Origin of the sequence: Saccharopolyspora sp. NPDC002686, from assembly GCF_040295745.1 — a bacterium.
Classification (GTDB): Bacteria; Actinomycetota; Actinomycetes; order Mycobacteriales; family Pseudonocardiaceae; genus Saccharopolyspora; species Saccharopolyspora oryzae.
In genome coordinates this window covers 1-20477 of the sequence record NZ_JBEOVY010000113.1, presented here as the reverse complement: position 1 = coordinate 20477, position 20477 = coordinate 1, and the positions used below count along the sequence as shown (strand labels likewise).

Annotated in this window: 22 protein-coding genes; 7 read left to right on the top strand and 15 right to left on the bottom strand. The window is 70.3% G+C overall.

The genetic code is table 11. The features are described from left to right. A partial coding sequence (locus tag ABTZ89_RS17060) for a hypothetical protein (protein ID WP_351045532.1) occupies window positions 1-221 on the top strand: 221 nt, incomplete at its 5' end. Here ABTZ89_RS17060 and ABTZ89_RS17055 read toward each other — a convergent pair. The 3 genes from ABTZ89_RS17055 to ABTZ89_RS17045 form a co-directional block, all read right to left on the bottom strand. Then, window positions 218-877 (bottom strand): GntR family transcriptional regulator, encoded by a 660-nt coding sequence (locus ABTZ89_RS17055; protein WP_270947147.1) that lies wholly within the window; start codon window positions 875-877, stop codon window positions 218-220. The genes ABTZ89_RS17060 and ABTZ89_RS17055 overlap by 4 nt on opposite strands. 189 nt (window positions 878-1066) lie before the next feature. Continuing rightward, window positions 1067-2761: a 3-ketosteroid-delta-1-dehydrogenase gene (locus ABTZ89_RS17050; RefSeq protein ID WP_351045528.1), complete on the bottom strand. Its 1695-nt coding sequence runs from the start codon at window positions 2759-2761 to the stop codon at window positions 1067-1069. Between the two features lie 110 nt (window positions 2762-2871). Continuing rightward, a complete protein-coding gene (locus tag ABTZ89_RS17045) occupies window positions 2872-3720 on the bottom strand; it encodes an SDR family NAD(P)-dependent oxidoreductase (protein WP_270947145.1) in 849 nt (282 codons plus the stop codon). 424 nt (window positions 3721-4144) lie between these two features. On the opposite strand from ABTZ89_RS17045, the gene ABTZ89_RS17040 reads away from it, so the two are divergent. The 3 genes from ABTZ89_RS17040 to ABTZ89_RS17030 all read left to right on the top strand — a co-directional run bounded on the left by ABTZ89_RS17040 (window position 4145) and on the right by ABTZ89_RS17030 (window position 6656). After that, window positions 4145-5023 carry an IclR family transcriptional regulator gene (locus tag ABTZ89_RS17040; protein WP_270947144.1) on the top strand — a complete coding sequence of 293 codons (879 nt, stop codon included), beginning with the start codon at window positions 4145-4147 and terminating at the stop codon, window positions 5021-5023. Window positions 5024-5122: 99 nt separating this feature from the next. After that, window positions 5123-5989, top strand: coding sequence for an alpha/beta fold hydrolase (locus tag ABTZ89_RS17035; RefSeq protein ID WP_351045524.1), 867 nt, complete (start codon window positions 5123-5125; stop codon window positions 5987-5989). 88 nt (window positions 5990-6077) lie between these two features. Further along, window positions 6078-6656: a TetR/AcrR family transcriptional regulator gene (locus tag ABTZ89_RS17030; protein ID WP_270947142.1), complete on the top strand. Its 579-nt coding sequence runs from the start codon at window positions 6078-6080 to the stop codon at window positions 6654-6656. A gap of 21 nt (window positions 6657-6677) precedes the next feature. Here the strand turns inward: ABTZ89_RS17030 and dmpG are convergent, their stop codons facing one another. Genes dmpG through lipP1 form a run of 5 tightly spaced genes read right to left on the bottom strand, consistent with a single transcriptional unit; the run spans window position 6678 to window position 12048 of the window. After that, window positions 6678-7685, bottom strand: a complete 1008-nt coding sequence (gene dmpG / locus ABTZ89_RS17025) for a 4-hydroxy-2-oxovalerate aldolase (protein WP_351045520.1) — start codon at window positions 7683-7685, stop codon at window positions 6678-6680. Then, a complete protein-coding gene (locus tag ABTZ89_RS17020; protein WP_270947140.1) occupies window positions 7682-8620 on the bottom strand; it encodes an acetaldehyde dehydrogenase (acetylating) in 939 nt (312 codons plus the stop codon). Before ABTZ89_RS17020 ends, dmpG begins: the two co-directional genes overlap by 4 nt. Continuing rightward, window positions 8617-9441 (bottom strand): 2-keto-4-pentenoate hydratase, encoded by an 825-nt coding sequence (locus ABTZ89_RS17015; protein ID WP_351045518.1) that lies wholly within the window; start codon window positions 9439-9441, stop codon window positions 8617-8619. The genes ABTZ89_RS17020 and ABTZ89_RS17015 overlap by 4 nt, the downstream gene beginning before the upstream one ends. Before the next feature lie 58 nt (window positions 9442-9499). Further along, window positions 9500-11110: a flavin-containing monooxygenase gene (locus ABTZ89_RS17010; RefSeq protein WP_351045515.1), complete on the bottom strand. Its 1611-nt coding sequence runs from the start codon at window positions 11108-11110 to the stop codon at window positions 9500-9502. Next, window positions 11107-12048, bottom strand: coding sequence for a LipP1 family hormone-sensitive lipase (gene lipP1 / locus ABTZ89_RS17005; RefSeq protein ID WP_351045512.1), 942 nt, complete (start codon window positions 12046-12048; stop codon window positions 11107-11109). The genes ABTZ89_RS17010 and lipP1 overlap by 4 nt, the downstream gene beginning before the upstream one ends. Before the next feature lie 193 nt (window positions 12049-12241). Between lipP1 and ABTZ89_RS17000 the strand changes: the two genes are divergently transcribed. Continuing rightward, window positions 12242-12997 (top strand): SDR family NAD(P)-dependent oxidoreductase, encoded by a 756-nt coding sequence (locus ABTZ89_RS17000; protein ID WP_351045509.1) that lies wholly within the window; start codon window positions 12242-12244, stop codon window positions 12995-12997. Window positions 12998-13007: 10 nt separating this feature from the next. Here the strand turns inward: ABTZ89_RS17000 and ABTZ89_RS16995 are convergent, their stop codons facing one another. Genes ABTZ89_RS16995 through ABTZ89_RS16965 form a run of 7 tightly spaced genes read right to left on the bottom strand, consistent with a single transcriptional unit; the run spans window position 13008 to window position 19107 of the window. Further along, complete coding sequence (locus ABTZ89_RS16995) at window positions 13008-13931, bottom strand: aldo/keto reductase (protein ID WP_351045506.1); 924 nt, start codon at window positions 13929-13931, stop codon at window positions 13008-13010. Between the two features lie 21 nt (window positions 13932-13952). Continuing rightward, the gene (locus ABTZ89_RS16990; protein ID WP_270947134.1) at window positions 13953-14168 is read right to left on the bottom strand and encodes a hypothetical protein; all 216 of its coding nucleotides are present in this window, start codon (window positions 14166-14168) and stop codon (window positions 13953-13955) included. A 9-nt stretch (window positions 14169-14177) separates the two neighbouring features. Next, window positions 14178-15506: an MFS transporter gene (locus tag ABTZ89_RS16985; protein WP_351045502.1), complete on the bottom strand. Its 1329-nt coding sequence runs from the start codon at window positions 15504-15506 to the stop codon at window positions 14178-14180. 36 nt (window positions 15507-15542) lie between these two features. Beyond that, window positions 15543-16508, bottom strand: coding sequence for a TIGR03621 family F420-dependent LLM class oxidoreductase (locus ABTZ89_RS16980; RefSeq protein ID WP_351045499.1), 966 nt, complete (start codon window positions 16506-16508; stop codon window positions 15543-15545). Between the two features lie 6 nt (window positions 16509-16514). Beyond that, on the bottom strand, window positions 16515-17741 hold the full coding sequence (locus ABTZ89_RS16975) for a DegT/DnrJ/EryC1/StrS family aminotransferase (RefSeq protein WP_270947131.1): 1227 nt from the start codon (window positions 17739-17741) through the stop codon (window positions 16515-16517). A 20-nt stretch (window positions 17742-17761) separates the two neighbouring features. Then, window positions 17762-18568, bottom strand: a complete 807-nt coding sequence (locus ABTZ89_RS16970; protein ID WP_351045496.1) for a mycofactocin-coupled SDR family oxidoreductase — start codon at window positions 18566-18568, stop codon at window positions 17762-17764. Further along, window positions 18565-19107, bottom strand: a complete 543-nt coding sequence (locus tag ABTZ89_RS16965) for a VOC family protein (RefSeq protein WP_351045493.1) — start codon at window positions 19105-19107, stop codon at window positions 18565-18567. The genes ABTZ89_RS16970 and ABTZ89_RS16965 overlap by 4 nt, the downstream gene beginning before the upstream one ends. Before the next feature lie 227 nt (window positions 19108-19334). On the opposite strand from ABTZ89_RS16965, the gene ABTZ89_RS16960 reads away from it, so the two are divergent. Both ABTZ89_RS16960 and ABTZ89_RS16955 read left to right on the top strand, forming a co-directional pair. Continuing rightward, entirely contained in the window at window positions 19335-19916 is a 582-nt protein-coding gene (locus ABTZ89_RS16960) for a TetR/AcrR family transcriptional regulator (protein ID WP_270947128.1), read from the top strand. 153 nt (window positions 19917-20069) lie between these two features. Beyond that, window positions 20070-20366 carry a hypothetical protein gene (locus tag ABTZ89_RS16955; RefSeq protein WP_351045489.1) on the top strand — a complete coding sequence of 99 codons (297 nt, stop codon included), beginning with the start codon at window positions 20070-20072 and terminating at the stop codon, window positions 20364-20366. The last annotated feature ends 111 nt before the right edge of the window (window positions 20367-20477 follow it).

Sequence of the window (20477 nt, the reverse complement as noted above, 5' to 3'; positions counted from 1 at the left end):
GCCTCCCGCAGCTGCTCGACGAGCTGTCCACCGCGCACGGCCTGCACCGGACCGGGCAGATCTCCGTCCGCGTCTCGGACCTGGACGTGATCCCGGGCCTGTACGCCGCTGGGGCGGTCAGCTCCACCTACAGCTGGTGCAAGGACGGCGGGTTCCACATCGCCGACGCCATCGTGTTCGGCCGCATCGCGGGCGAGCACGCCGCCGGGCGCGCCGGCTAGGCGCCGAACAGGAACTCCAGGGTCCGCGCCCGCGAAGCGCGCACGTGGTCGCTGGCCGCGGCGGCGGCCCGGTCCGGGTCGCCCGAGGCGATGGCTTCGCACAGGGCCACGTGCTCGGCCTGGATGAGGTTGAAGTCCTCGATCTTGCGGCGCAGCCAGCCGACCCGCCCGACCAGCGGCTCCAGGATCTCCGCGAGCAGCGTGTTGCCGGACAGCGCGGTGATCTCGTCGTGCAACCGGGAGTTCGCGGCGTGCGCGGACTCGACGTCACCCGCGTCGACCGCCTCGCGCATCTCGCGCATCGTCTCGGCGAAGTGGTTCTCGGCACCGCCCGCGACGCGTTCGGCCGCCTGCCGAGCGGCGAGGACCTCCAGCGCCTCCCGGATGTCGTAGAGCTCGCACACCTGGCTGCGGTCGAGCGTGCGCACCACGAGCCCGCGCGTGGGCAGGTGCTCGACGAGCCCCTCGTTCTGCAGGATGCGCAGGGCTTCGCGGACGGGCAGGCGGGAGACCTCGTACAGCTCGGCGAGGTCGCGCTCGACCAGCCGGGTGCCGGGCGGGAGCGTGCCGTCGTAGATCCCGCTGCGGATGCGCTCGCCCACGATGTCGCGCAGCGGCTTCTGGTGCCGGTACAGCTTGTTGGACGGCGTCGTCACGGGTCACCACTCATCTTCGTCAGGCCTGCACCGGAGCCCCAGCTTATCGGTGCGCGCCGCACGCCCTCCCCGGAGCGGGCCGAAACCCCTGGGCAGCAGCCCGCGCTCCAGTGCCACTGGCCCGCCGGGATGAGCAGCGACGACCTCCGCACCGGCCGAGGCCAGTGCGGAGGTCCTCTTCCGGCTGCGTCAGCCCCGGCTCGCGGCGTGCTTCGCCACCACGGTGCCGTAGACGAGGCCCTGGCCGATGGTCGCTCCGGCGCCCGGGTAGGTGGCTCCGAAGGCGTTCGCCGCGGTGTTGCCCGTCGCGTAGAGCCCGTCGATCGGGGATTTGTCGGCGCGCAGCACCCGTCCGTGGCCGTCCGCGCGCAGACCGCCGCAGGTGCCGAGGTCGCCCAGGACGATCCGCACCGCGTACAGCGGGCCGTCGAGGGGGCGCAGGTTCGGGTTCGGCGCAACGGTCGGGTCGCCGTAGTAGCGGTCGTAGGCGCTGGCGCCGCGGTGGAAGTCGTCGTCCACGCCCGCCGCCGCGAGTTCGTTGAACCGGCGCAGGGACTCGACGAGCCCGTCTTCCGGCAGGCCCGCTCGGCGGGCCAGGTCCGCCGGGTCGTCCGACTTGTGCGCGATGCCGGCCTCGTACCAGCTCTCCGGCAGCGCCATCCGCGGGAACACCCCGCCCGCGTAGACGTAGCTGTTGCGGTAGCGCTGGTCGAACACCATCCACATCGATCCGACGGCGTCGCCGGACCGCTCGCGTTCCAGCACCCGCTGGCCGAAGCTCATGTAGTCGGTGGACTCGTTGACGAACCGGCGCCCGTGCCGGTCGACGATGAGCGACCCCGGCAGCGACCGCTCGGCGAGCAGGACCGACGGCGCCCCGCCGGGCAGCGGCGCGACGGCGGGGAACCACCACGCCTGGTCCATCAGGCCGATGTCGGCCCCGACCTGCTGGCCGATCCGGATGGCGTCGCCGGTGTTGCCCTTGTTCCCCAGGCTCCAGCCGGGTTCGAGCGCCTCGGACTGGAACTCCTTGCGCCACGCGATGTCGTGGTCGAAACCGCCTGCCGCGAGCACGACACCGCGCCGGGCCTGCACCGTCACCTCGCGTCCGCCCTGCTCCAGCACCACGCCGGTCACCCGGCCGTCCTCCGTGGTCAGCCGCTGCAACGAGGTCTGCGTCCACACCGGGATCCCGGCCCGCAGCACTCCCCCGTACAGGCCCGCGGCGAGTGCCTGGCCTCCGGCGACGTACTCGCGGCCGAGCAGCTTCCCGCCGATGCCCTGGGCCATCCGCAGCGCCACCCGCGGAACACCGCGGCTCGGCACCCGGGCCATCAGGTTCATCCACTTGTAGTCGTAGCCGGTGATCGGCATCGGCACCGGCGACTTCAGCGCCGACGGACGCAACCGGGCCCGTTCCGCACCCAGCGTCGCGACGTCGAAGGGCCTGCACTCGCAGCTGCGACCGGAAGCGACACCGCCGGGCAGTTCCGGGTGGTAGTCGGAGTAGCCCTTGCTCCACATGAAGCGCATCGAGGTGGTCCGCTGCAGCATCCGGATGGTCTCGTCGCCGTGGCGCAGGAAGCTCTCCCACCGCTCGTCCGGCGAGGTGCCGTGGACGACGGAGCGCAAGTAGGCCTCGGCGCGCTCGGGCGAGTCGACCGCGCCCTCCTCCGCCAGCAGCGAGCTCGCCGGGATCCAGAACGCGCCACCGGACAACGCCGTCGAGCCGCCGACGTAGTCGGTCTTCTCGACGATCAGGGCGTCGAGCCCCAGCTCGTTCGCGGCGAGCGCGGCGGCCATCCCGGTGCCGGACCCGATCACGACGAGGTCGACGGTCGTGTCGCGCGCGGGAGTGGGAGCGGGCGGTGTGCTCGTGGGCATCGACGTCTCCTCGTCGTGGTGCTGGTGCTGCGCGGCATCGCACCACCGCTGCGACCTGCGGTGAAGTGCGCCTCCCGCTCAACGGGACTGGGCCGATCGGGTCGCCTGGGCTACTCGGCCGCGGCGAACCTGCTCCGGTGCGGCGCTGGTGCGCGGTGGTTCGCGAGCTGGTCGGCGCGCGCCGCCATGGCCGCGTGCACGACCTCGGGGTGGGTGACGATATAGAACTCCCCGCGCGCCGCCTGCGCCACGATGGTCTCCGCCGCTTCATCGGCGCTGATGGCCTGCTCGCGGATGGCCAGCATCGTCTTGCGGTGCTCCTCGGCGGCCGCGATGTCGCCGGACTCGACCCCGCCCGCGGCGCTGAAGATGTCGGACTCCACCAACCCCGGCAGCACCGCCGAGACGACGACGTCGGCGCCGATCTCGGCGACCTCCTGGTGCAGGCACTCGGTCATGGCCAGCACCGCGTGCTTGCTCATGATGTAGGGCGCCTGCAGGGGCACCGAGGTGACCGCGCCGACCGAGGCGAGCGCGAGCACGTGACTGCGCTGACCAGCGGCGATCATGCCGGGCAGGAAGGCCCTGATGCCGTGGAAGACGCCGCTGATGTTGACGTCCACGACGCGTTGCCAGTTCACCGGCGAGACGTCCCACAGGTAGCCGAACTGCTCGACGCCGGCGTTGTTGATCAGCAGCCGGACCGGGCCGAACTCGTCGGTCACCAGGCAGGCCAGCCGGTCCACCGCGTCGGGGTCCCGGACGTCGACGACGCGCGGCACCACGCGTTCGCCCAGCTCGTCGGCGATGCGGTGCGCGGCCTCCGCGTCGACGTCGGCGGCGATCACGGTCATGCCGAGATCTCCGGCGAGGTGCCGGGTCAACCCGGCGCCGATCCCCGCCCCGGCCCCGGTCACCACGGCGAGACCACCGCCGAAAACCTCCTGCGCAGTGGGCATGGAATTCCCTCCAACGGAACCGTTCCAGCAACCGCGGAGACCGCGGGAACCCGATTCATCCACAGTGGACCCGAATCACCCGTCCGCAGGACCCACCAGTCCGCAGTTTCAATTGAAACTGCACATCCCACCCACGGCGGATCACAGTTTCAATGGAAACTGCGGATCCGGGTGACGGCAGCGGCCACCTCGCCTCGGCGGCGACCGTAGGGCGCTGGATGCGGTGGTTCAACCGGTAGTCCCGTTGAGCGGGACCGGACCGCGAGTCCGGCCGAGCAATGATCTTTCGCGTCACCTACGTCCGGATTCCTGCTTCCGCACAACGGATTTCGCCGCTCAAGTGCTTTTCGCCCGCGCTAGACACTGCTAGCGTGCCGGTAGAATCAATTTCAATTCGCCGATCGAGCCGATCGAGAGGTGTGGCATGACCTCAACGTTGAGGACGAGTGCCGAGTCGGCAGTCGAGCAGCCCGTCCCGCCGTCCATGGTGGAGCGGCTGACGCTGATCCTGGACCTGTTCGAACGCCCGCACACCCACCAGACGTTGGAGGACGTGACCCGGCGGACCCGCCTGCCCCGCTCCACGGCGCACCGGATCCTGGACCAGCTCGTCCGCTTGCGGTGGCTCGACCACACGACGGCCGGATACCGGCTGGGCAAGCGCGCGCTCGGTCTCGGCGGCCGCGAGATCGGGCAGAACGCCCTGCGCAGCGCGGCGGCGCCGGTGCTCCACGACCTGGCGATCCGCACCAAGCTGGTCGTGCACCTGGCGGTCCTCGTCGACACCGAGGTGTACTACCTGGACAAAGTGGGCGGCCGTTCCGCCGTCGAGGTGCCCTCGCGCGTCGGAGGCCGCGCCCCGGCGCACTGCACGGCGCTCGGCAAAGCGATGCTCGCCTGGTTGCCCCCGGAGCGGATCGAGGCCGAGTACGGCAACGCGGCGCGCCGCACGGCGCGCAGCATCGCCGATCCCGGCGTCCTGCACCAGGAGCTGGACCGGATCCGGCGCCGCCGCGGGTTGGCCTTCGAACGCGGCGAGTGCTTCCCGAAGGTCGGCTGCGTCGGCATCGCGCTGCGCGGACGGGACGGCCCGGTGGCCGCGATCTCGCTGGTGGGCGACGCGCAGTCGCCCCTGGAGCGGGTCGCTCCCCTGCTCATCCAAGCCGCCAACGCCGTCTCGACCGAGCTCGCCACCGTCGCGGACGTGCCGAAGCAGCCGCGGCCGAACCTCGCGGTCGCCCAGCAGTCGTGGTCGAACGAGCCGGTGGCCCAGCTGCTCGCGGTGGGCGGTGACTGGTTGTGACCGGGTCCCGCTGGGCGGGATGGACCGGTCCCCGCGAGCCCACCTGCTCCTACGGTCCGGAATCGCCAACAGCGTCCTGATCGGAGGGTCCAGCACACCATGATCGAAACGACCTACGAGAGCACCTTGCGGGAGCTGCGCACCGACGAGGGCGTGCTGCGCTACCACGAGGCCGGCCAGGGCCCGCCGCTGCTGATGCTGCACGGTTCGGGCCCCGGGGTGACCGGCTGGCGCAACTACCGCGGCAACCTCGCGTTCTTCGCCGAGCACTTCCGCTGCCTCGTGCTGGAGTTCCCCGGATTCGGGGTCAGCGACCCGACCGACGAGCACCCGATGGTCGCCGCGCCGAGCGCGGTGCTGCGGTTCCTGCGCGGGCTGGGCCTCGACCAGGTCGACGTCATCGGCAACTCGATGGGCGGCATCGTGGCGGCCAACCTCGCGATCGCCCAACCCGACCTGTTCCGGCGCATCGTGACCATCGGCGGAGTGGGCCGCAACATCTTCAGCCCCTCGCCCGGCGAGGGCATCAAGCTGCTCATGGACTTCACCGAGGACCCGACCAGGGAGAAGCTGATCCGCTGGCTGCACTCGATGGTCTTCAACCCGGCGGTGGTGACCGAGGAGATGATCGAGGAGCGCTGGCAGCAGGCCACCGATCCGAAGACCCTCGAATCCGCGCGCCGCATGTACAGCCGCGAAGCGATGGCGGCCGCCGCTGCCGCCTCGGACCAGGCGCCGTATTGGTCGATGCTGCACAAGATCACGGCACCGACGCTGATCACCTGGGGCCGCGACGACCGGGTCAGCCCGGTCGACATGGCGCTGCTGCCGATGCGGACCATCCCCCGCGCCGAAGTGCACGTGCTCCCCGACTGCGGGCACTGGGCGATGATCGAGCAGAAGGAGGCCTGGGAGAGCACCGTCCTGGCCTTCCTCACCCGACCAGACGGCGGAACCGCTGGCTGACACGCCTCTATCCTGGGGATGGAGCAGGTGCACCGGAACAGGGGGAACAGTGGCGAGAATCGCCGAGGCTCGGCCGCCCGCATCGCCGATGTCCGAAGGGCAGGTCGCGCGCCGGGACCGCATCCTCGACGCCGCCGCGGAACTCGGCGCCAGGGCGGACCTCGAGCGCGTGCAGATGAACGAGGTGGCCAAGGACGCCGGGGTCGCGATCGGGACGCTCTACCGCTACTTCCCGTCCAAGACGCACCTGTTCACCGCGGTCTTCGAAGCGCAGCTCGACACGATCCTCGAGCGGCTGTGGCCGGACGACAGCGAGGACCTCGTCAGCGACATAGGCGAGGTCCTCGTGTCGTTGAGCCGGGAACTGCTCCGCCGGCCCCGGCTGTGCTCGGCGATGGTGCAGAGCACCGCGACCAACTACACCTCGGATCCGTTCGGCTCCCCGGACGGCGATTCGGCGCTCTCCCGCGCGGTCCTGCACACCCTCAAGCAGTCCGCGCCCGGCGAGGAGGTCGAGAGCACCGTCCGCCTCCTGGTGTTCAGCTGGTGGGGCGTCCTCATCTCGAGGCTCAGCGGCAAGACGTCCGTCGAGCAGGCCGAGTCCGACATGCGGCTGGCGGCCCGGCTGCTGGTCGGACCGCTGCTGCCCCAGCGCCCGTCCCGCTGACGGGCGCCGGGGCACCGGCGGTCACGCGCTGCGGGCCGTCAGGTCCAGCGCGATGTCGACGATCATGTCCTCCTGACCGCCGACCAGCCCTCGCCGCCCGACTTCGAGCAGCAGGCTGCGCGCGTCCACCCCGTACTGCTCGGCGGCGCTCTCCGCGTGGCGGAGGAACGACGAGTACGCACCGGCGTAGCCGAGGGTGAGGGTCTCCCGGTCGACCTGCACGGGACGGTCGCGCAGCGGCCGGACCAGGTCGTCGGCGGCGTCCTGCAGCGCGAACAGGTCGCACCCGTGCTGCCAGCCCTCCAGCTCGGCGACCGCGATGAACGGCTCGATCGGGCAGTTCCCCGCCCCAGCGCCCTGCCCGGCCAGCGAAGCGTCGACGCGGATGGCGCCCTCTTCGATCGCGGCGATGCTGTTGGCGACCGACAGCGAGAGGTTCTCGTGGGCGTGGATGCCGATCTGGGTGGCCGGGTCGAGGACCTCCCGGTAGGCGCGGATCCGTTCGCGGACCCCGCCCGTGGTGAGCCGACCGCCCGAGTCCGTGACGTACACGCAGTGCGCGCCGTAGGACTCCATCAGCTTGGCCTGCGCGGCGAGCTCGGCCGCCGGGCTCATGTGGCTCATCATGAGGAAGCCCGACACGTCCATGCCCAGCTCGCGGGCCTTCGCGATGTGCTGCGCGGAGACGTCGGCCTCGGTGCAGTGGGTGGCGATCCGCACCGACCGGACGCCGAGGTCCCAGGCCCGGTCGAGCTCGGCGACGGTGCCGATCCCGGGCAGCAGCAGCGTGGTGAGCACGGCGTTGCTGATGTTGTCGGCCGCGGCTTCCAGCCATTCCCAGTCGGTGTGGCTGCCCGGCCCGTAGTTGACCGACCCGCCGGCGAGGCCGTCGCCGTGGGCGACCTCGATGGCGTCGACCCCGGCGGCGTCCAGGGCGGCCACGATGCGGCCGACGTCCGCCGGGTCGATGCGGTGCCGGATCGCGTGCATGCCGTCCCGGAGCGTGACGTCCTGGATGTAGAGGTTCATCGAGCGGCCTCCGGTGCGCTGGCGAGGGTCTCGGCGACGCGCAGGGCGGCCGAGGTCATGATGTCGAGGTTCCCGGCGTAAGCGGGCAAGTAGTGCGCGGCGCCCTCCACCTCGAGGAACACCGCGACCCGGGTGGTGACCGGCCCGGCGCCGGCGGGCACCAGGGTGTGCACCGGTTCGCCTTCGCCGATCGGCGTGAACTGCACCCGCTGCTTGAGCCGGTAGCCGGGCACGTACTCGGCGACCTGCTTGACCATCTCCTCGATCGAGGAGCGGACGGCGTCCTGGTCGGCGTCGCCGATGAGGCAGAACACCGTGTCGCGCATGATCAGCGGTGGTTCGGCCGGGTTGAGCACGATGATCGCCTTGCCGCGGGCGGCGCCGCCGACCGACTCGATGGCGTGCGAGGTCGTCTCGGTGAACTCGTCGATGTTGGCCCGGGTGCCCGGACCTGCGGACTTCGACGCGATGGAGGCGACGATCTCGGCGTAGTGCACCGGGGTCACCGCCGACACCGCGGCCACCACGGGAATCGTGGCCTGCCCGCCGCAGGTGACCATGTTGAGGTTGTCCTCGCCGAGGTGCTCGTCGAGGTTGACCGGTGGCACGACGAACGGGCCGACTGCGGCCGGGGTGAGATCGATCAGCTTCTTGCCGAACGGGGCGAGCTTCGCGGCGTTGGCGATGTGCGCCTTGGCCGAGGTCGCGTCGAGCACGATGTCGATCTCGTCGAAGCCCGGCAGCGCGATCAGCCCGTCCACGCCGTCGGCGGTGGTCGGCACGCCGAGCCGCACGGCCCGGGCGAGCCCGTCGGAATCGGGGTCGATCCCGACCATCGCGCCCATGCCCAGGGTTTCGGACGTCCGCAGCACCTTGATCATCAGGTCGGTGCCGATGTTGCCCGAGCCGATGATGGCGACCTTCGTCTTCTTCATTCGCTTCCCTCGGAGAACGTGGTGGTGACCTCGCCGAGCGGGTCGATTTCGGCGCGGAAGCGCATTCCCGGTTTCGCCGGGACCAGCGGCCCCAGCGCCCCGGAGAGCACGATCTGCCCTGCTCGCAACGGGTCGCCGAAGGACCGCGCCGTCCGGGCCAGCCAGGCGAGCGCGGCGAGCGGATCGCCCAGGCACGCGGCCCCGCTGCCCTCCGAGACCAGCTCGTCGTCGGCGTAGAGCCGCATGGTGGTGTCCCGCGGCTCGAACTCGTCGAGCGGGAGCCGCCGGTCGGCCAGCACGAACAGCCCGCTGGAGGCGTTGTCGGCGATGGTGTCAGTGATCGCGATGTCCCACCCGGTGATCCGGCTGTCGACGATCTCCAGCGCAGGCACGGCGTAGTCCACCGCGGCGCGCACTTGCGCCGTGTCCAGCTCGCCGTCGGCCAGGTCTTCGGCCAGCACGAAGGCGATCTCGGCTTCGACCCTCGGCTGCAGCAGCCGACCGGACGGGATCTCGGCCCGGCCGGAGACGTCCATGTCGGCGAAGAGCACCCCGAAGTCGGGCTGGTCGACGCCCATCTGCCGCTGGACCGCGGGCGAGGTCAGGCCGATCTTGCGGCCCACCGGCACCGCTCCCCTGTCCTCCCGCTGCCGCACGAGCTCCTGCTGCACGGCGTAGGCGAGGGCGATGTCGGTGTCGCCGAGCACGTCCCGCACCGGTGCCGCGGGCGTTCCCGTCCGCTCGGCCCCGCTGAGGCGGGCGACCGCGTCCGCGATCGAAAGGTCTTTGGAATTCCCGGAACCGGCTGTCGATGCAAGCACGCCGCCACGTTCGCACGCTTGGCCGGGCAACCCCAGCACAAGTCCCGCTGTTCAGGACTCAGCGCGAGGTGAAGACGAACCCCTCGTAGCCGTCGTCCCTGATCGCGTCGCAGCGCTTGCGGTAAGCGCCGAGCCCGGCCACGTACGGCATGAACCGGCGCGGCTTGCCCTCGATGTTCGCGCCCAGGTACCAGGAGTTGGCCCTCGGGAACAGCGTGGCGTCCGCGGCCTGCTGGACGTGCTCGGTCCACTTGACCGCGGCGTCGTCGCGCACCTCGACCTGGGTCGCCCCGGTCTCGTCGGCGTGCCGGATCAGCTCGGCGAGCCAGTCGACCTGCTGCTCCGCGGTCAGCACCATGTTGGCCAGCACCGACGGCGAGCCCGGACCGTTGACGGTGAACAGGTTGGGGAATCCCGGGATCTGCACGCCGAGGTAGGTCACCGGTCCCTCCGCCCAGGCGTCCTGGATCCGGTCGCCGAGCGGGCCGGTGATGTCGACGCGCATCAGCGCGCCGGTCATCGCGTCGAACCCGGTGGCGTAGACCAGCACGTCCAGCTCGTGGAACCCGGCGCTGGTCTCGATGCCCGCGGCGGTGATCCGCTGGATGGGGTCCCGGCGCAGGTTGACCAGCGAGACCTCGTCCCGGTTGAACGTCTCGAAGTACCCGGAATCGGTGCAGATCCGCTTGGTGCCGATGGGGTGGTCGGTGGGGATCAGGTCTTCAGCGGTGCGCGGGTCCTCGACGATCTCCCGGACCTTGCGGGCGGCGAACTCGCGGGCGAAGTCGTTGGACGCGCTGTTGGTGAACTGGTCGGGGAAGGTCTTGCCGAACAGCACACCACCGTTGCGCCAACCGGCCTCCAGCGCTGCCTCGCGCTCGTCCGGAGTGCACTCCAACGCCGGTTTCGGGTAGGGCTCGTGCATCGAACCGCCGCCGCTCAAGCGCGATTTCCGCCGCCGCTCGGGGTATTCCGCGCGGATCCGGCGCTGTTCCTCTTCGGTGAGGTCCCGGTTCAGCGCGGGCACGCTGTAGTTCGGCGTGCGCTGGAAGACGGTGAGCGAGCGGGCCTGCTCGGCCAGGATCGGCACCGACTGGATCGCCGACGAGCCGGTGCCGATGATGCCGACGCGCTTGCCCTCCAGCGATGGGCCCGGTTCCGGCCAGCGCGCGGTGAAGTACGTTTCGCCGGCGAAGGAATCGGCGCCGGGGATGTCCGGCTTGTTCGGCGCCGAGAGGGATCCGGTGGCGAACACGAGGTACCGCGCGACGTGCTCGTCGCCGTCCTCGGTGCGCACCGTCCAGCGCGAGGTCGGCTCGTCGAAGTGCGCGGCCGTGACCCGCTTCTCCAGCTGGACGTGCTGGCGCAGGCCGAAGCGGTCGGCCACGTGGCGGATGTAGGCGAGGATCTCCGGCTGGGTCGCGTAGCGCTCGCTCCACACCCAGTCGTTCTGCAGGTCCTCGTCGAAGGAGTACGAGTAGTCGATGCTCTCCACATCGCAACGGGCGCCCGGGTACCGGTTGAAGAACCAGGTGCCGCCGATGTCCTCGCCCGCTTCGAGGCAGACGACGTCGAGTCCGGCTTCGCGGAACGCGTGCACGCCGTAGAGGCCGGCGAACCCGGCTCCGACGACCAGGACGTCGCGCACCCTGTGAGCTCCGGTGGTCATGATGTCCCTCGCTTCGTAGCTGCGCGCAGGTCGTGCCACAGCAGGTCGCGGGCCGATCGCCCGGCCTGCAGCGGCATGATGGTCAGGAATCCGTGGAACAGGCCCGGGTAGTGCCGGTGCGTCACCGGCACCCCGTCCCCGGCCAGCGCCGTCGCGTAGGCCCGGCCTTCGTCGGAGAGCGGGTCCAGGCCGGCGGTCACGACGATGGCGGGCGGCAGGTCGCAGAACGTGTCGGCGGCGAGCGGTTCGATCTGGTACCGGGGCTCGATCTGGCCGTCCTCCGGCAGGTACTGGCGCCAGTACCACTGCATGGCGGCCTTGGTGTTGCCGTACCCGGTGCCGTAGTCGCGGTAGCTCGCGGTGTCGCAGGCCGGGTCGAGCGCGGGGTAGATCAGCACTTGAGCAGCCACTTCGGGGCCGCCGGTGTCCCTGGCCACCAGGCAGGCGCCGGCCGCGAGGTTGCCGCCTGCGCTGTCGCCGGCGATCACCAGCCGGTCCGGGTCTCCCCCGAGCTCACGGGCGTGCTCGGCGGCCCAGGTCAGTGCGGCGTAGGCGTCTTGAGCAGCGGCGGGCGCCTTGTGCTCGGGTGCCAGCCGGTAGTCCACCGAGATCACCACCGCCTCGGTCCGCGCCGACAGGTCGCGGCAGAACCCGTCGTGCGACTCGATGTCGCAGAACACGAAGCCGCCGCCGTGGCAGAAGACGACCACCGGCAACGGTTCGTCCGCGTCGTGGTGCGGGAAGTACAGGCGGACCGGGATCGCACCGCCGGGCCCGGGGATCTCGCGGTCTTCGGTCTTCGCCACGGCGTCCAGGTTGGTCGGCGGTTGCCGCCGCGCCGCGATGGCGGCACGCGCTTCGGCCCCGGTCATCTCCTCGACCCGCGGAAAACCCGCGTCGAGCGACTGGATGACCGCCGCGACCTCTTCGTCGAACACGATCGCCCTCCTCGCCAGCACCTTCGATCCGCGTCCGGGGGCGAAATCCCGGGCGGTGCAACGACTTCTGATTACCTAGCAAGCGCTTGGTGCTGTGGGACCATACACGCCGGGAACCGGCGGGGCGAGACCGCTTCCCGGTCAGTGGACGCCGAACACCAGCAGGAGCGGCGGCTTTCGAAGGAGGACGACCGTGGAGGACTTCCAGGACAAACCCGGCGTGGCGGTGGTGACCGGCGGTACCGGCGGGCTCGGCAGCGCGATCTGCCGGCTGCTCGCCGAACGCGGCTCCCGGATCGCGCTGACCTACCGCAGCGACCGGCGCGCGGCCGAGGCCCTGGCCGGAGAGCTCGGCGCGGCGGCGGGCGAGCTCGATCTGACCGACGCCGGGCAGTGCGCGGCCTACGTGAACGGTGTCGTCGAGCGCTTCGGCGCGATCCACACCCTCGTGCACGCGGCCGGTCCCCTGGTCCGGCAGGTCCACCTCTCCAAGGTCGAACCCGCGGCCTTCGCCGACCACCTCACCGCCGAGGCCGAAGCGTTCTTCAACCTCGTGCACGCCGCGCTCCCCGCACTGCGCGCCAGCAAGGGGTCGATCGTCGCGATCACCACCGCGGCCACCCACCGCTACCCGGTGCGCGACGGCCTGTCCGCAGGTCCGAAGGGCGCCGTCGAAGCGACGGCTCGGGCGTTCGCGGCCGAGGAAGGCCGGTTCGGCGTCCGCGTGAACTGCGTCGGCCCCGGCATGCTGACCGACGGCATGGCCGCCGATCTGATGGCCAACGGCGACCTGGACGAACGCGCGCTGGAGGTGACCAGGCGAAACATCCCGCTGCGCACCTTCGGCAGCGCAGCGGACATCGCCGAAGCCGCCTGCTTCCTGGCCTCGGACCGGGCGAAGTTCATCACCGGTCAGAAGCTCGACGTGGACGGCGGCTTCGGCGTCTGACCACTGCCGATCAGGGCAGGGCGGTGAGGTCCGCCGAGGTCAGCGTCCAGTTCGCGGCGGCAGCGTTGGCACGCACCTGGTCCGGCGTGGTCGCACCCGTGATCACCGACGCGACGCCGTCCTGCGCGGCCAGCCACGCCACGGCCAGCTCGAGGATCGAGTGCCCGCGCTCCTCGGCGAACGCGGTCAGCGCTTCGACCCGGTCGAAGCTCTCGTCGTTGGCGAACCTGTCGGCGAAGTACGACATCGCGTCGAACCGCGAGCCCGCCGGGAAGTCGCTGCCCCGGCGGTACTTGCCGGTGAGCATCCCGGACGCCAGCGGGAAGTACGGGACGACGCCGAGCCCGTTGTCCCGCGCCGCGGGAACGATGCTCTGCTCGACCTCGCGCGAGAGCAGGTTCCACTCGATCTGGGTGCCGCAGAAGCGGGGCAGAGACCGTTCCGCCGACACGTTCGCCGCCGTCGCGATCTGCTCGGCGCTGACGTTGGACGAGGCGATGTGCAGCACCTTGCCGTGCTGGACGAGCTCGTCGAGCGTCTCCAGCGCCTCGTCCACCGGCGCATCCGCGTCCGGGTAGTGCTGGTAGTACAGGTCGATCCGGTCAGTGCGGAGCCGGCGCAGGCTCCCCTCGCACGCGTCGAGGATGCGCTTGCGCAGCGCCCCGGGCGCGTAAGGCTCGTCCTTGGGACGGGGCAGGAACTTCGTGGCGATCACGACCTCGTCGCGTCGGGCCCCCAGCGCAGCTCCGATGTACTCCTCGGAACGCCCCTCCCCGTACATCTCCGCGGTGTCGAGGTGGGTGATCCCCGCGTCCAGGGCCGCACCGATCACCTCGGCGCTGGCCTGCTGGTCCAGCTTCATCCCGAAGTTGTTGCAGCCCAGGCCCACCACCGACAGAGCAGGGCCATCACCACCGAGTCGTCGGGTCTCCAACGAAAACCTCCAAGTAGTCGATCAGAGCGAGTTGAACGGGTTCCGCTCCCGACCGGGACCGGTGAACACGTGGTCCAGCTCCACCACCGGCCCGCCGATGCCGATCCCGGTGCTGAACAGGTCGGTCCGGATGTGGACCTGCACCGCGTGCTCGCCGTAGGCGAACCCGTCCGCCTCCGAGAATACGGAGGACTCGATCATCCGCCGGTCGATCTCGGAGTCGCCGGTTCGCGTCATCCCATCTCCTCAGCTCGAAACCGGAGTGCGCGTCTCAACCTCGGCGGCCAGGTCACGACCGCGGGTCTCACCGGTCCGCCAGATGGCCAGCAGCGTCACGAGGCCGCAAGCACCGGCCAGCACGGCCAGCGGCGTGCTCGACGGGGCACCCGAGATGGTGAACACGCTGCTGGCGAGCAGCGGTGTGAAGCCGCCACCGATGAGCGCGCCCATCTGGTAGCCGAGCGAGACGCCGGTGTAGCGGACGTTGGTGCCGAACATCTCCGACAGCAGCGGGCCGAGCGGCGCGTACATCGCGTTCTGGATCAGCTGCCCCAGCAGCATGCCGGCGAACAGCAGGGCCACCACCTTCGTGTTGACCAGGGCGTACATCGGGAACGCCAGCAGCACGATCCCCGTCGCGCCGCCCACCACCACGGTCCGGCGGCCGAGGTGGTCCGACAGCAGGGAGAACAGCGGAATGGCCACCAGCCCCAGCAGGGCGGTGATCAGCACTCCGGTCACCACGTCGGCGGTGGCGTACCCGATGGACTTGCCGTAGGTGATCATGAAGGTGCTGATCAGCGCGGTCAGCGCGAACGGGCCGATGCCGACGGCGCTGGCGAGGAGGAAGGTGCCGGGATTGCGCAGCACCTCGACCAGCGGGACCTTCGGCTTGTCCGCGGCGGCTCGCGACTGCTCGAACAGCGGGCTCTCGGTGATGCTGATCCGCACGTACAGCCCGATGCCGAGCAGCACCGCGCTGAACAGGAACGGCACTCGCCAACCCCAGGACATCAGCTGGTCCTCGGGCAGCCTGGTCACCAGTGCGACCGCGATCGTCGAGAGCACCGAGCCCAGCGGCGACCCCATCTGCAGCAGGCCGTTCCACAGCCCCCGGCGCTTGGCGTCGGCGTGCTCGACGACCATCAGCGTCGCACCGGCCCACTCGCCGCCGATGGCCACGCCCTGCACGATCCGGCACAGCACGAGCAGGACCGGAGCCCACACCCCGATCGAGCCGTAGGTCGGCAGCAGGCCGATCAGCACGCTCGCCAGACCCATCATGGTCATGGTGAGCACGAGCATCGACTTGCGGCCCATCCGGTCGCCGAAGTGCCCGAAGACGATCCCGCCGACGGGCCGGGCGACGTAGCCGACCGCGAGGGTGCCGAACGAGGCGATGGTGCCGACCACCGGGTCGGATCCGGGGAAGAACAACTGTCCGAACACGATGGCGGCCAGCGTTCCGTAGAGCAGGAAGTCGTAGTACTCGATGACGGTGCCGAGCAGGCCGGACAGCGCGACCTTGCGCAGCACGGCGTGGTCGGGTGATCTTCGCACGGCGGTTTCGGACATCTTCGACTCCGTTGTCAAAGGGCTTCTTCGGGGGATTCAGTCCACAGAGGACAATGCTGCGACCAGCGGTGCGACCTCGGCGGCGTTCGCGGCCCCGAAGTCGACGTAGTTCAGCCCCAATTCGTCCTGGCGGTACAGGAGCTGTTCGACGCACTGCTCGACCGTCCCGACCAGCAGGCCGGTCGACCGCCGCCCGACCGCCGGATCGACGCCGTAGGCCCGGCACACCTCGGCCAGCGCGGCATCGGTCCGGCGCGGGCTGTCCACCACCCGGCAGGTCCAGGTGATCGACAGGTAGTCCAGCTGGTCGGGATCGCGTCCAGCGCGTTCCGCCGCCTCGCGGACCCAGTCGATCTTGCGCGCCATCCGGTCCGGCAGCATGTCCTCGATGACGGCCGCGTTGTAGGCGGAGCCGTGCCGCAGGTTCGAGTGGATCCCGGCGATCTGCGCGTGCTGCCCGGCCATCGCGAGCATCCGCTTCCCGCCGCCGCCGATCAGCAGCGGCGGGTGCGGGGTCTGCACCGGTGCCGGGGTCCCGGTCAGCCCGGTCACCGCGTAGGCCGCGCCTTCGTGGTGCACCGGGCCGTCGGCGAACAGCGCCTTGATGACCTCGACCGACTCGGCCAGCCGGTCGACGCGCTGCCCCGGCGGGTCGTAGGGCAACCCGGCCGCGGCGTACTCGGCCTCCAGGTAACCGGCGCCCAGGCCGAGGTCCAGCCGTCCGCCGGAGAGAACGTCGACGCTGGCCGCCGCGTGGTGGGTGATCACCGGATGCCGGTAGTCGTTGCACAGCACCAGCGCCATGACCCGCAACCGCCGGGTGCTCATCGCGATGGCGGCCAGCGCGGCGACCGGATCCACCCGCCCGACCATGAAGTGGTCGGATACCGACACCGCGGTCAGCCCGCTGTCGTCCAGCCGGCGCAGCTCTTCCCGCCACGCCGCCGCATCACGCCCGAGCGGTGGCGCGTAGAGCGCGGTCTTGATGGGTTTCCTCGACATCGGCGGTCATCTCAGCTGGCCGGCGGGCGCGAAGCGCGATGCGAAGGCGTGGATGCTGGCCACCACGTGGTCGAGCTCCTCGGCTGTGGTGCCGTGGCTCATCCCCAGCGACATGCCGCGCTCGAACACGGCGTCGGCGTTGGGCAGTCCGCCCTCGGGAACCCGGTGCTCGACGCCCCGCATCATCGGGTGCCGGGCGATGTTGCCGCTCCACACCGTGCGCGTGTCGATGCCCGCCGCTTCGAGCGATTCCTGCAGGTCGCTGCGCGCGAACCCGGCGTCGGGGCGCACCATCACCGGGTAGCACAGCCAGGCGGTGTGCCAGTCCGGCAGCTGGCGCGGCAGCGAGAACAGCGCGGGATAGCTGCCGAAGGCCCCGTTGAAGGCCTCGAAGATCTCCGCGCGGCGGGCGAAGTTCGCGTCGAGCTTCTTCAGCTGCTGCAGGCCGAACGCGGCGCCGAGCTCGGACGGTTCGAAGTTCCACGGCAGCACGTCGAAGATGAAGTCGTTGTCGTAGGCGACCCCGTCGAGGTCTTCGCGGAACACCCGCCCGGTGTTGGCCGAGCCGAACAGGTGCGGTTCCGAGCGCCGCCCCCACCGCCGCAGCATCAGCGCCTTGTCCCGCAGCAGCTCGTCGTCCAGGCACACCATGCCGCCGTTGCCGGCGCAGGTGACGATGTGCGCCATCGCGAAGCTGGTGACCGTGATGTCCGACCGGCTGCCGGTCTTGGTGCCGCGCAGCGTCGTGCCGATGCAGTCGCAGGAGTCCTCGATCACCTTCAGGTCGTGGCGATCGGCGATGTCCCGGATGACGTCCCAGTCCGGCGCGTTCCCGGCCAGGTTGGGGATCAGGATCGCCTTCGTCCGGTCGGTGATCAGCTCCTCGATCTTGCCCGCGTCCACGTTGTAGGTGTCCGGCTCCACATCGGCGAACACCGGGATCCAGCCGCCGCGCACGATGGGCGCCACGTCGGTGGAGAAGGTCAGCGGCGAGGTGATCACCTCCGCTCCCCTGGGCAGGTCGAGCAGCTCCAGCGCCAGGTAGATCGCCGACGATCCGGAGTTGCACATCACGCCGAGCCGCTTGCCGTAGAGCTCGGCGACGGTGCGCTCCATCTCCGCGACGTTCTTGCCGATCTTCAGGCCGAACGGCCCACCGCGCAGGACCTCGAGGCAGGCGTTGATCTCGGCGTCGTCGTGCACGCTGCGGGCGTAGACAACACGGGGGCTCATGGGTTCTCCTCTGCTCGGGCTCAGCGGATGGTGGAGCCGGCGTCGACGGGCATCGCGATGCCGGTGATGTAGCGGGCCTCGTCGGAGGCGAGGAACGACAGGGCGTTGCTGACGTCGACGGACTCGATGCGGGTGACCGGCAGGCTGTTCATGAACACCGGCCCGAGGTCCGGCCGTCCTTCCAGCAGCTCGGGCAGCACCTTGGAATGCCCCTGGGCGGTGTCCACGCCGGTCGGCAGCACGACGTTCACGCGGATGTTGCGGTCGGCCAGTTCCAGCGCGAGGGACCGGCACACCCCGATCAGCGCGTGCTTGCTGGCCACGTAGGGCAGGTAGAACGGCAGGCCGACGACGCTGCCGGTGGATCCGGTGATGACGATGCTGCCGCCACCGGCGTCGACCAGGTGCGGGATGGCGGCGGAGCAGGTGTGCCACACGCCGGTGAGGTTGACGTCGAGCGTCGTCTGCCAGACCTCGCTGGTCAGCTCGTCGTGCGGTTGCACTGTGCAGATCGAGGCGTTGGCGGCGACGACGTCCAGCCGCCCGAACTTCCGCACGCCTTCGGCGACCACGTCTTCGACGGCCTTCAGGTCGCGGACGTCGGCTTTGGCCGCGTGGATCCGGCGCCCTTGGGCTTCGACCTGCCGGACCGTCTCCTCCAGCCCGGCCTCGTCGCCCATCTCGTAGGCCACGCAGTCGAGCTGTTCGCAGATGTCGAGCGCGATGATGTCGGCGCCCTCGGCGGCCAGCCGCACGGCGTGGCTCCGGCCCTGCCCCTGAGCGGCTCCCGTGATGAACGCGACCTTGCCCGCTAGTTTCACCTTCACGCCTTCCTTCCGTGCAAGTTCCGCTCCGTTGAAGAGCTTTCATCCGTCGATCCACTGTGGTCGATCCGGCGGGCCATCGAGTCGGCGAGAGCCCGGTCCATCAGTTCGAACACCTGCCCCAGCGGGTCGCGGTGGTAGGTGGCGCCCGCCGGGCAGGTTCCGCGCTGGACCCCGGCCATCCACACCGGCGCCCCCGCCTGCTCCCACTCGCTCGCCGCGCTCGCCAGGTCGTCGACCACGAAGCCCAGGTGGTGGATTCCGGGGGCGGGCGTCCAGATCTCGGACCCGGGCACCTCGCGGAGCAGTTCGAGGTGCGGCGGCGGCCCCGCGGTGAGTCCGATCCGCTGCACCGAGGTCTGCTCGACACCGCGGATCCGGCAGGTGAACCGGGTTTCGTCGAAGACCGCGACCGACATGCCGTAGATCCGCTCGACGTCAGCAGCAGCCTGCTCGATGTCGGGCACGACGACGCCGACGTGGTGCAGATCGCCCAGCGAGAAGCGCCGGCCCAGGGGATCGCTGCGGTCAGACACCGACACCGCCGGCCTCCCGTCCCGGCCCACCGCTGGACCGACGGGAGGCAGTATTACTCCCTAACGAGCGCTTGGTCAATACTCGACCTGAGTTCCGGACCACCCCTTGACCGATCAGCGAAAACGGCCTAAAGCCAGGCATTTTCGCCTCTGCCGCGCCGAACTGGTTGACCGCGGCGCGGCCGGGAACCTAGGCTCGATTGAGCAAGCGCTCAACACCCGGGAGGACGTGGATGACCGCTGTCGAGCTCCGCCGGACCGACATCCTGCACGCCTCCGCAGAGCTGTTCGCCGACAAGGGCGTCGCATCCACCACCGTGCGCCAGATCGCCGCCCGGGTCGGGGTGCAGTCCGGCGCGCTGTACCACTACTTCCCGTCGAAGAGCGCCATCGTGCGCGAGGTGGTCACCACCTACCTGGAGCAGCTGAAGGCCCGCTACGACGAGGCCGCGCCCCGCGAGCTCGACCCGCGCGCGCGACTGCGCGCCATCGTGGAAGTGTCGCTGCGCACCGCAGAGGAAAGCCCGCACGCCACAGTCGTCTACCAGAACGAACTGCCCAACCTCCGCGATGATCCCGACTACCGGGACGCCAAGAAGCTGGCCGACGAAGCCCAGCAGATCTGGCTGGAAACGATCAACGACGGCAAGCGAACCGGGGTCTTCCGCGAAGACGTCCCCACCAAGGTCTTCCACCGCTTCATCCGAGACGCGGTCTGGCTCTCCATCAAATGGCGCCACCCCGAAGACGCCTACACAACAGAAGACCTCACCAGAGACTGCCTAACGATCTTCCTCGACGGCTTCGCCACCTAGCCGGGGCCGAACGATTCGCCGATGCGGATCGACCTCGTGGTTCGCGGGGTGTTCGGCTCGTATCGTCCAGACATGGACACCACCACTTCGCCGCGCGTCCTCGTCATCGGGCTTGATCCGCATCGGGTGCCTGGGCCGTAGGATCCTGAGCCGGTGGCCCAGGCGATCGAGGCGGGGCTGGCCAAGTACGCCGAACACGGCGTGGGCGTCGAGACATGCCTGATCGGCCTCGACGGGAGCGACGATGTAGCGGCAGTCGTCGGAAATGCGCTGCGGGCCCATCCGTGGGAGTGCGTCACCATCGGCGGTGGACTGCGGCACTCGGACGATCAGGTCGAACTCCTCGAGCTGGTGATCAACCTGGTTCGGCGGCACGCGCCCGATGCGGCCATCGCGTTCAACAGCACCGCGGCCACCACCTACGAGGCCGCTGCCCGTTGGATCAAGTGACGACAGAGGGCCGTCCGGAGGAAGCCCCCGCGCACGCCCAATGGCGTCCTGTGACGGGGAGAGCAGATAGGGAGAGCGGGGTGGGGGGTAAAAGGGTTTTGGGGGTGGTGG

Excerpts from the sequence above, each read along its gene's own strand:
- ABTZ89_RS16980 (WP_351045499.1), bottom strand. The coding sequence starts at position 16,508 with ATGTCGAGGAAACCCATCAAGACCGCGCTCTACGCGCCACCGCTCGGG.
- ABTZ89_RS17010 (WP_351045515.1), bottom strand. The coding sequence starts at position 11,110 with ATGACCACCGGAGCTCACAGGGTGCGCGACGTCCTGGTCGTCGGAGCC.
- ABTZ89_RS17045 (WP_270947145.1), bottom strand. The coding sequence starts at position 3,720 with ATGCCCACTGCGCAGGAGGTTTTCGGCGGTGGTCTCGCCGTGGTGACC.
- ABTZ89_RS17050 (WP_351045528.1), bottom strand. The coding sequence starts at position 2,761 with ATGCCCACGAGCACACCGCCCGCTCCCACTCCCGCGCGCGACACGACC.
- ABTZ89_RS16960 (WP_270947128.1), top strand. The coding sequence starts at position 19,335 with ATGACCGCTGTCGAGCTCCGCCGGACCGACATCCTGCACGCCTCCGCA.
- ABTZ89_RS16975 (WP_270947131.1), bottom strand. The coding sequence starts at position 17,741 with ATGAGCCCCCGTGTTGTCTACGCCCGCAGCGTGCACGACGACGCCGAG.
- dmpG (WP_351045520.1), bottom strand. The coding sequence starts at position 7,685 with ATGAACCTCTACATCCAGGACGTCACGCTCCGGGACGGCATGCACGCG.
- ABTZ89_RS17040 (WP_270947144.1), top strand. The coding sequence starts at position 4,145 with ATGACCTCAACGTTGAGGACGAGTGCCGAGTCGGCAGTCGAGCAGCCC.
- ABTZ89_RS17030 (WP_270947142.1), top strand. The coding sequence starts at position 6,078 with ATGTCCGAAGGGCAGGTCGCGCGCCGGGACCGCATCCTCGACGCCGCC.
- ABTZ89_RS16985 (WP_351045502.1), bottom strand. The coding sequence starts at position 15,506 with ATGTCCGAAACCGCCGTGCGAAGATCACCCGACCACGCCGTGCTGCGC.
- ABTZ89_RS17020 (WP_270947140.1), bottom strand. The coding sequence starts at position 8,620 with ATGAAGAAGACGAAGGTCGCCATCATCGGCTCGGGCAACATCGGCACC.
- ABTZ89_RS17035 (WP_351045524.1), top strand. The coding sequence starts at position 5,123 with ATGATCGAAACGACCTACGAGAGCACCTTGCGGGAGCTGCGCACCGAC.
- ABTZ89_RS16990 (WP_270947134.1), bottom strand. The coding sequence starts at position 14,168 with ATGACGCGAACCGGCGACTCCGAGATCGACCGGCGGATGATCGAGTCC.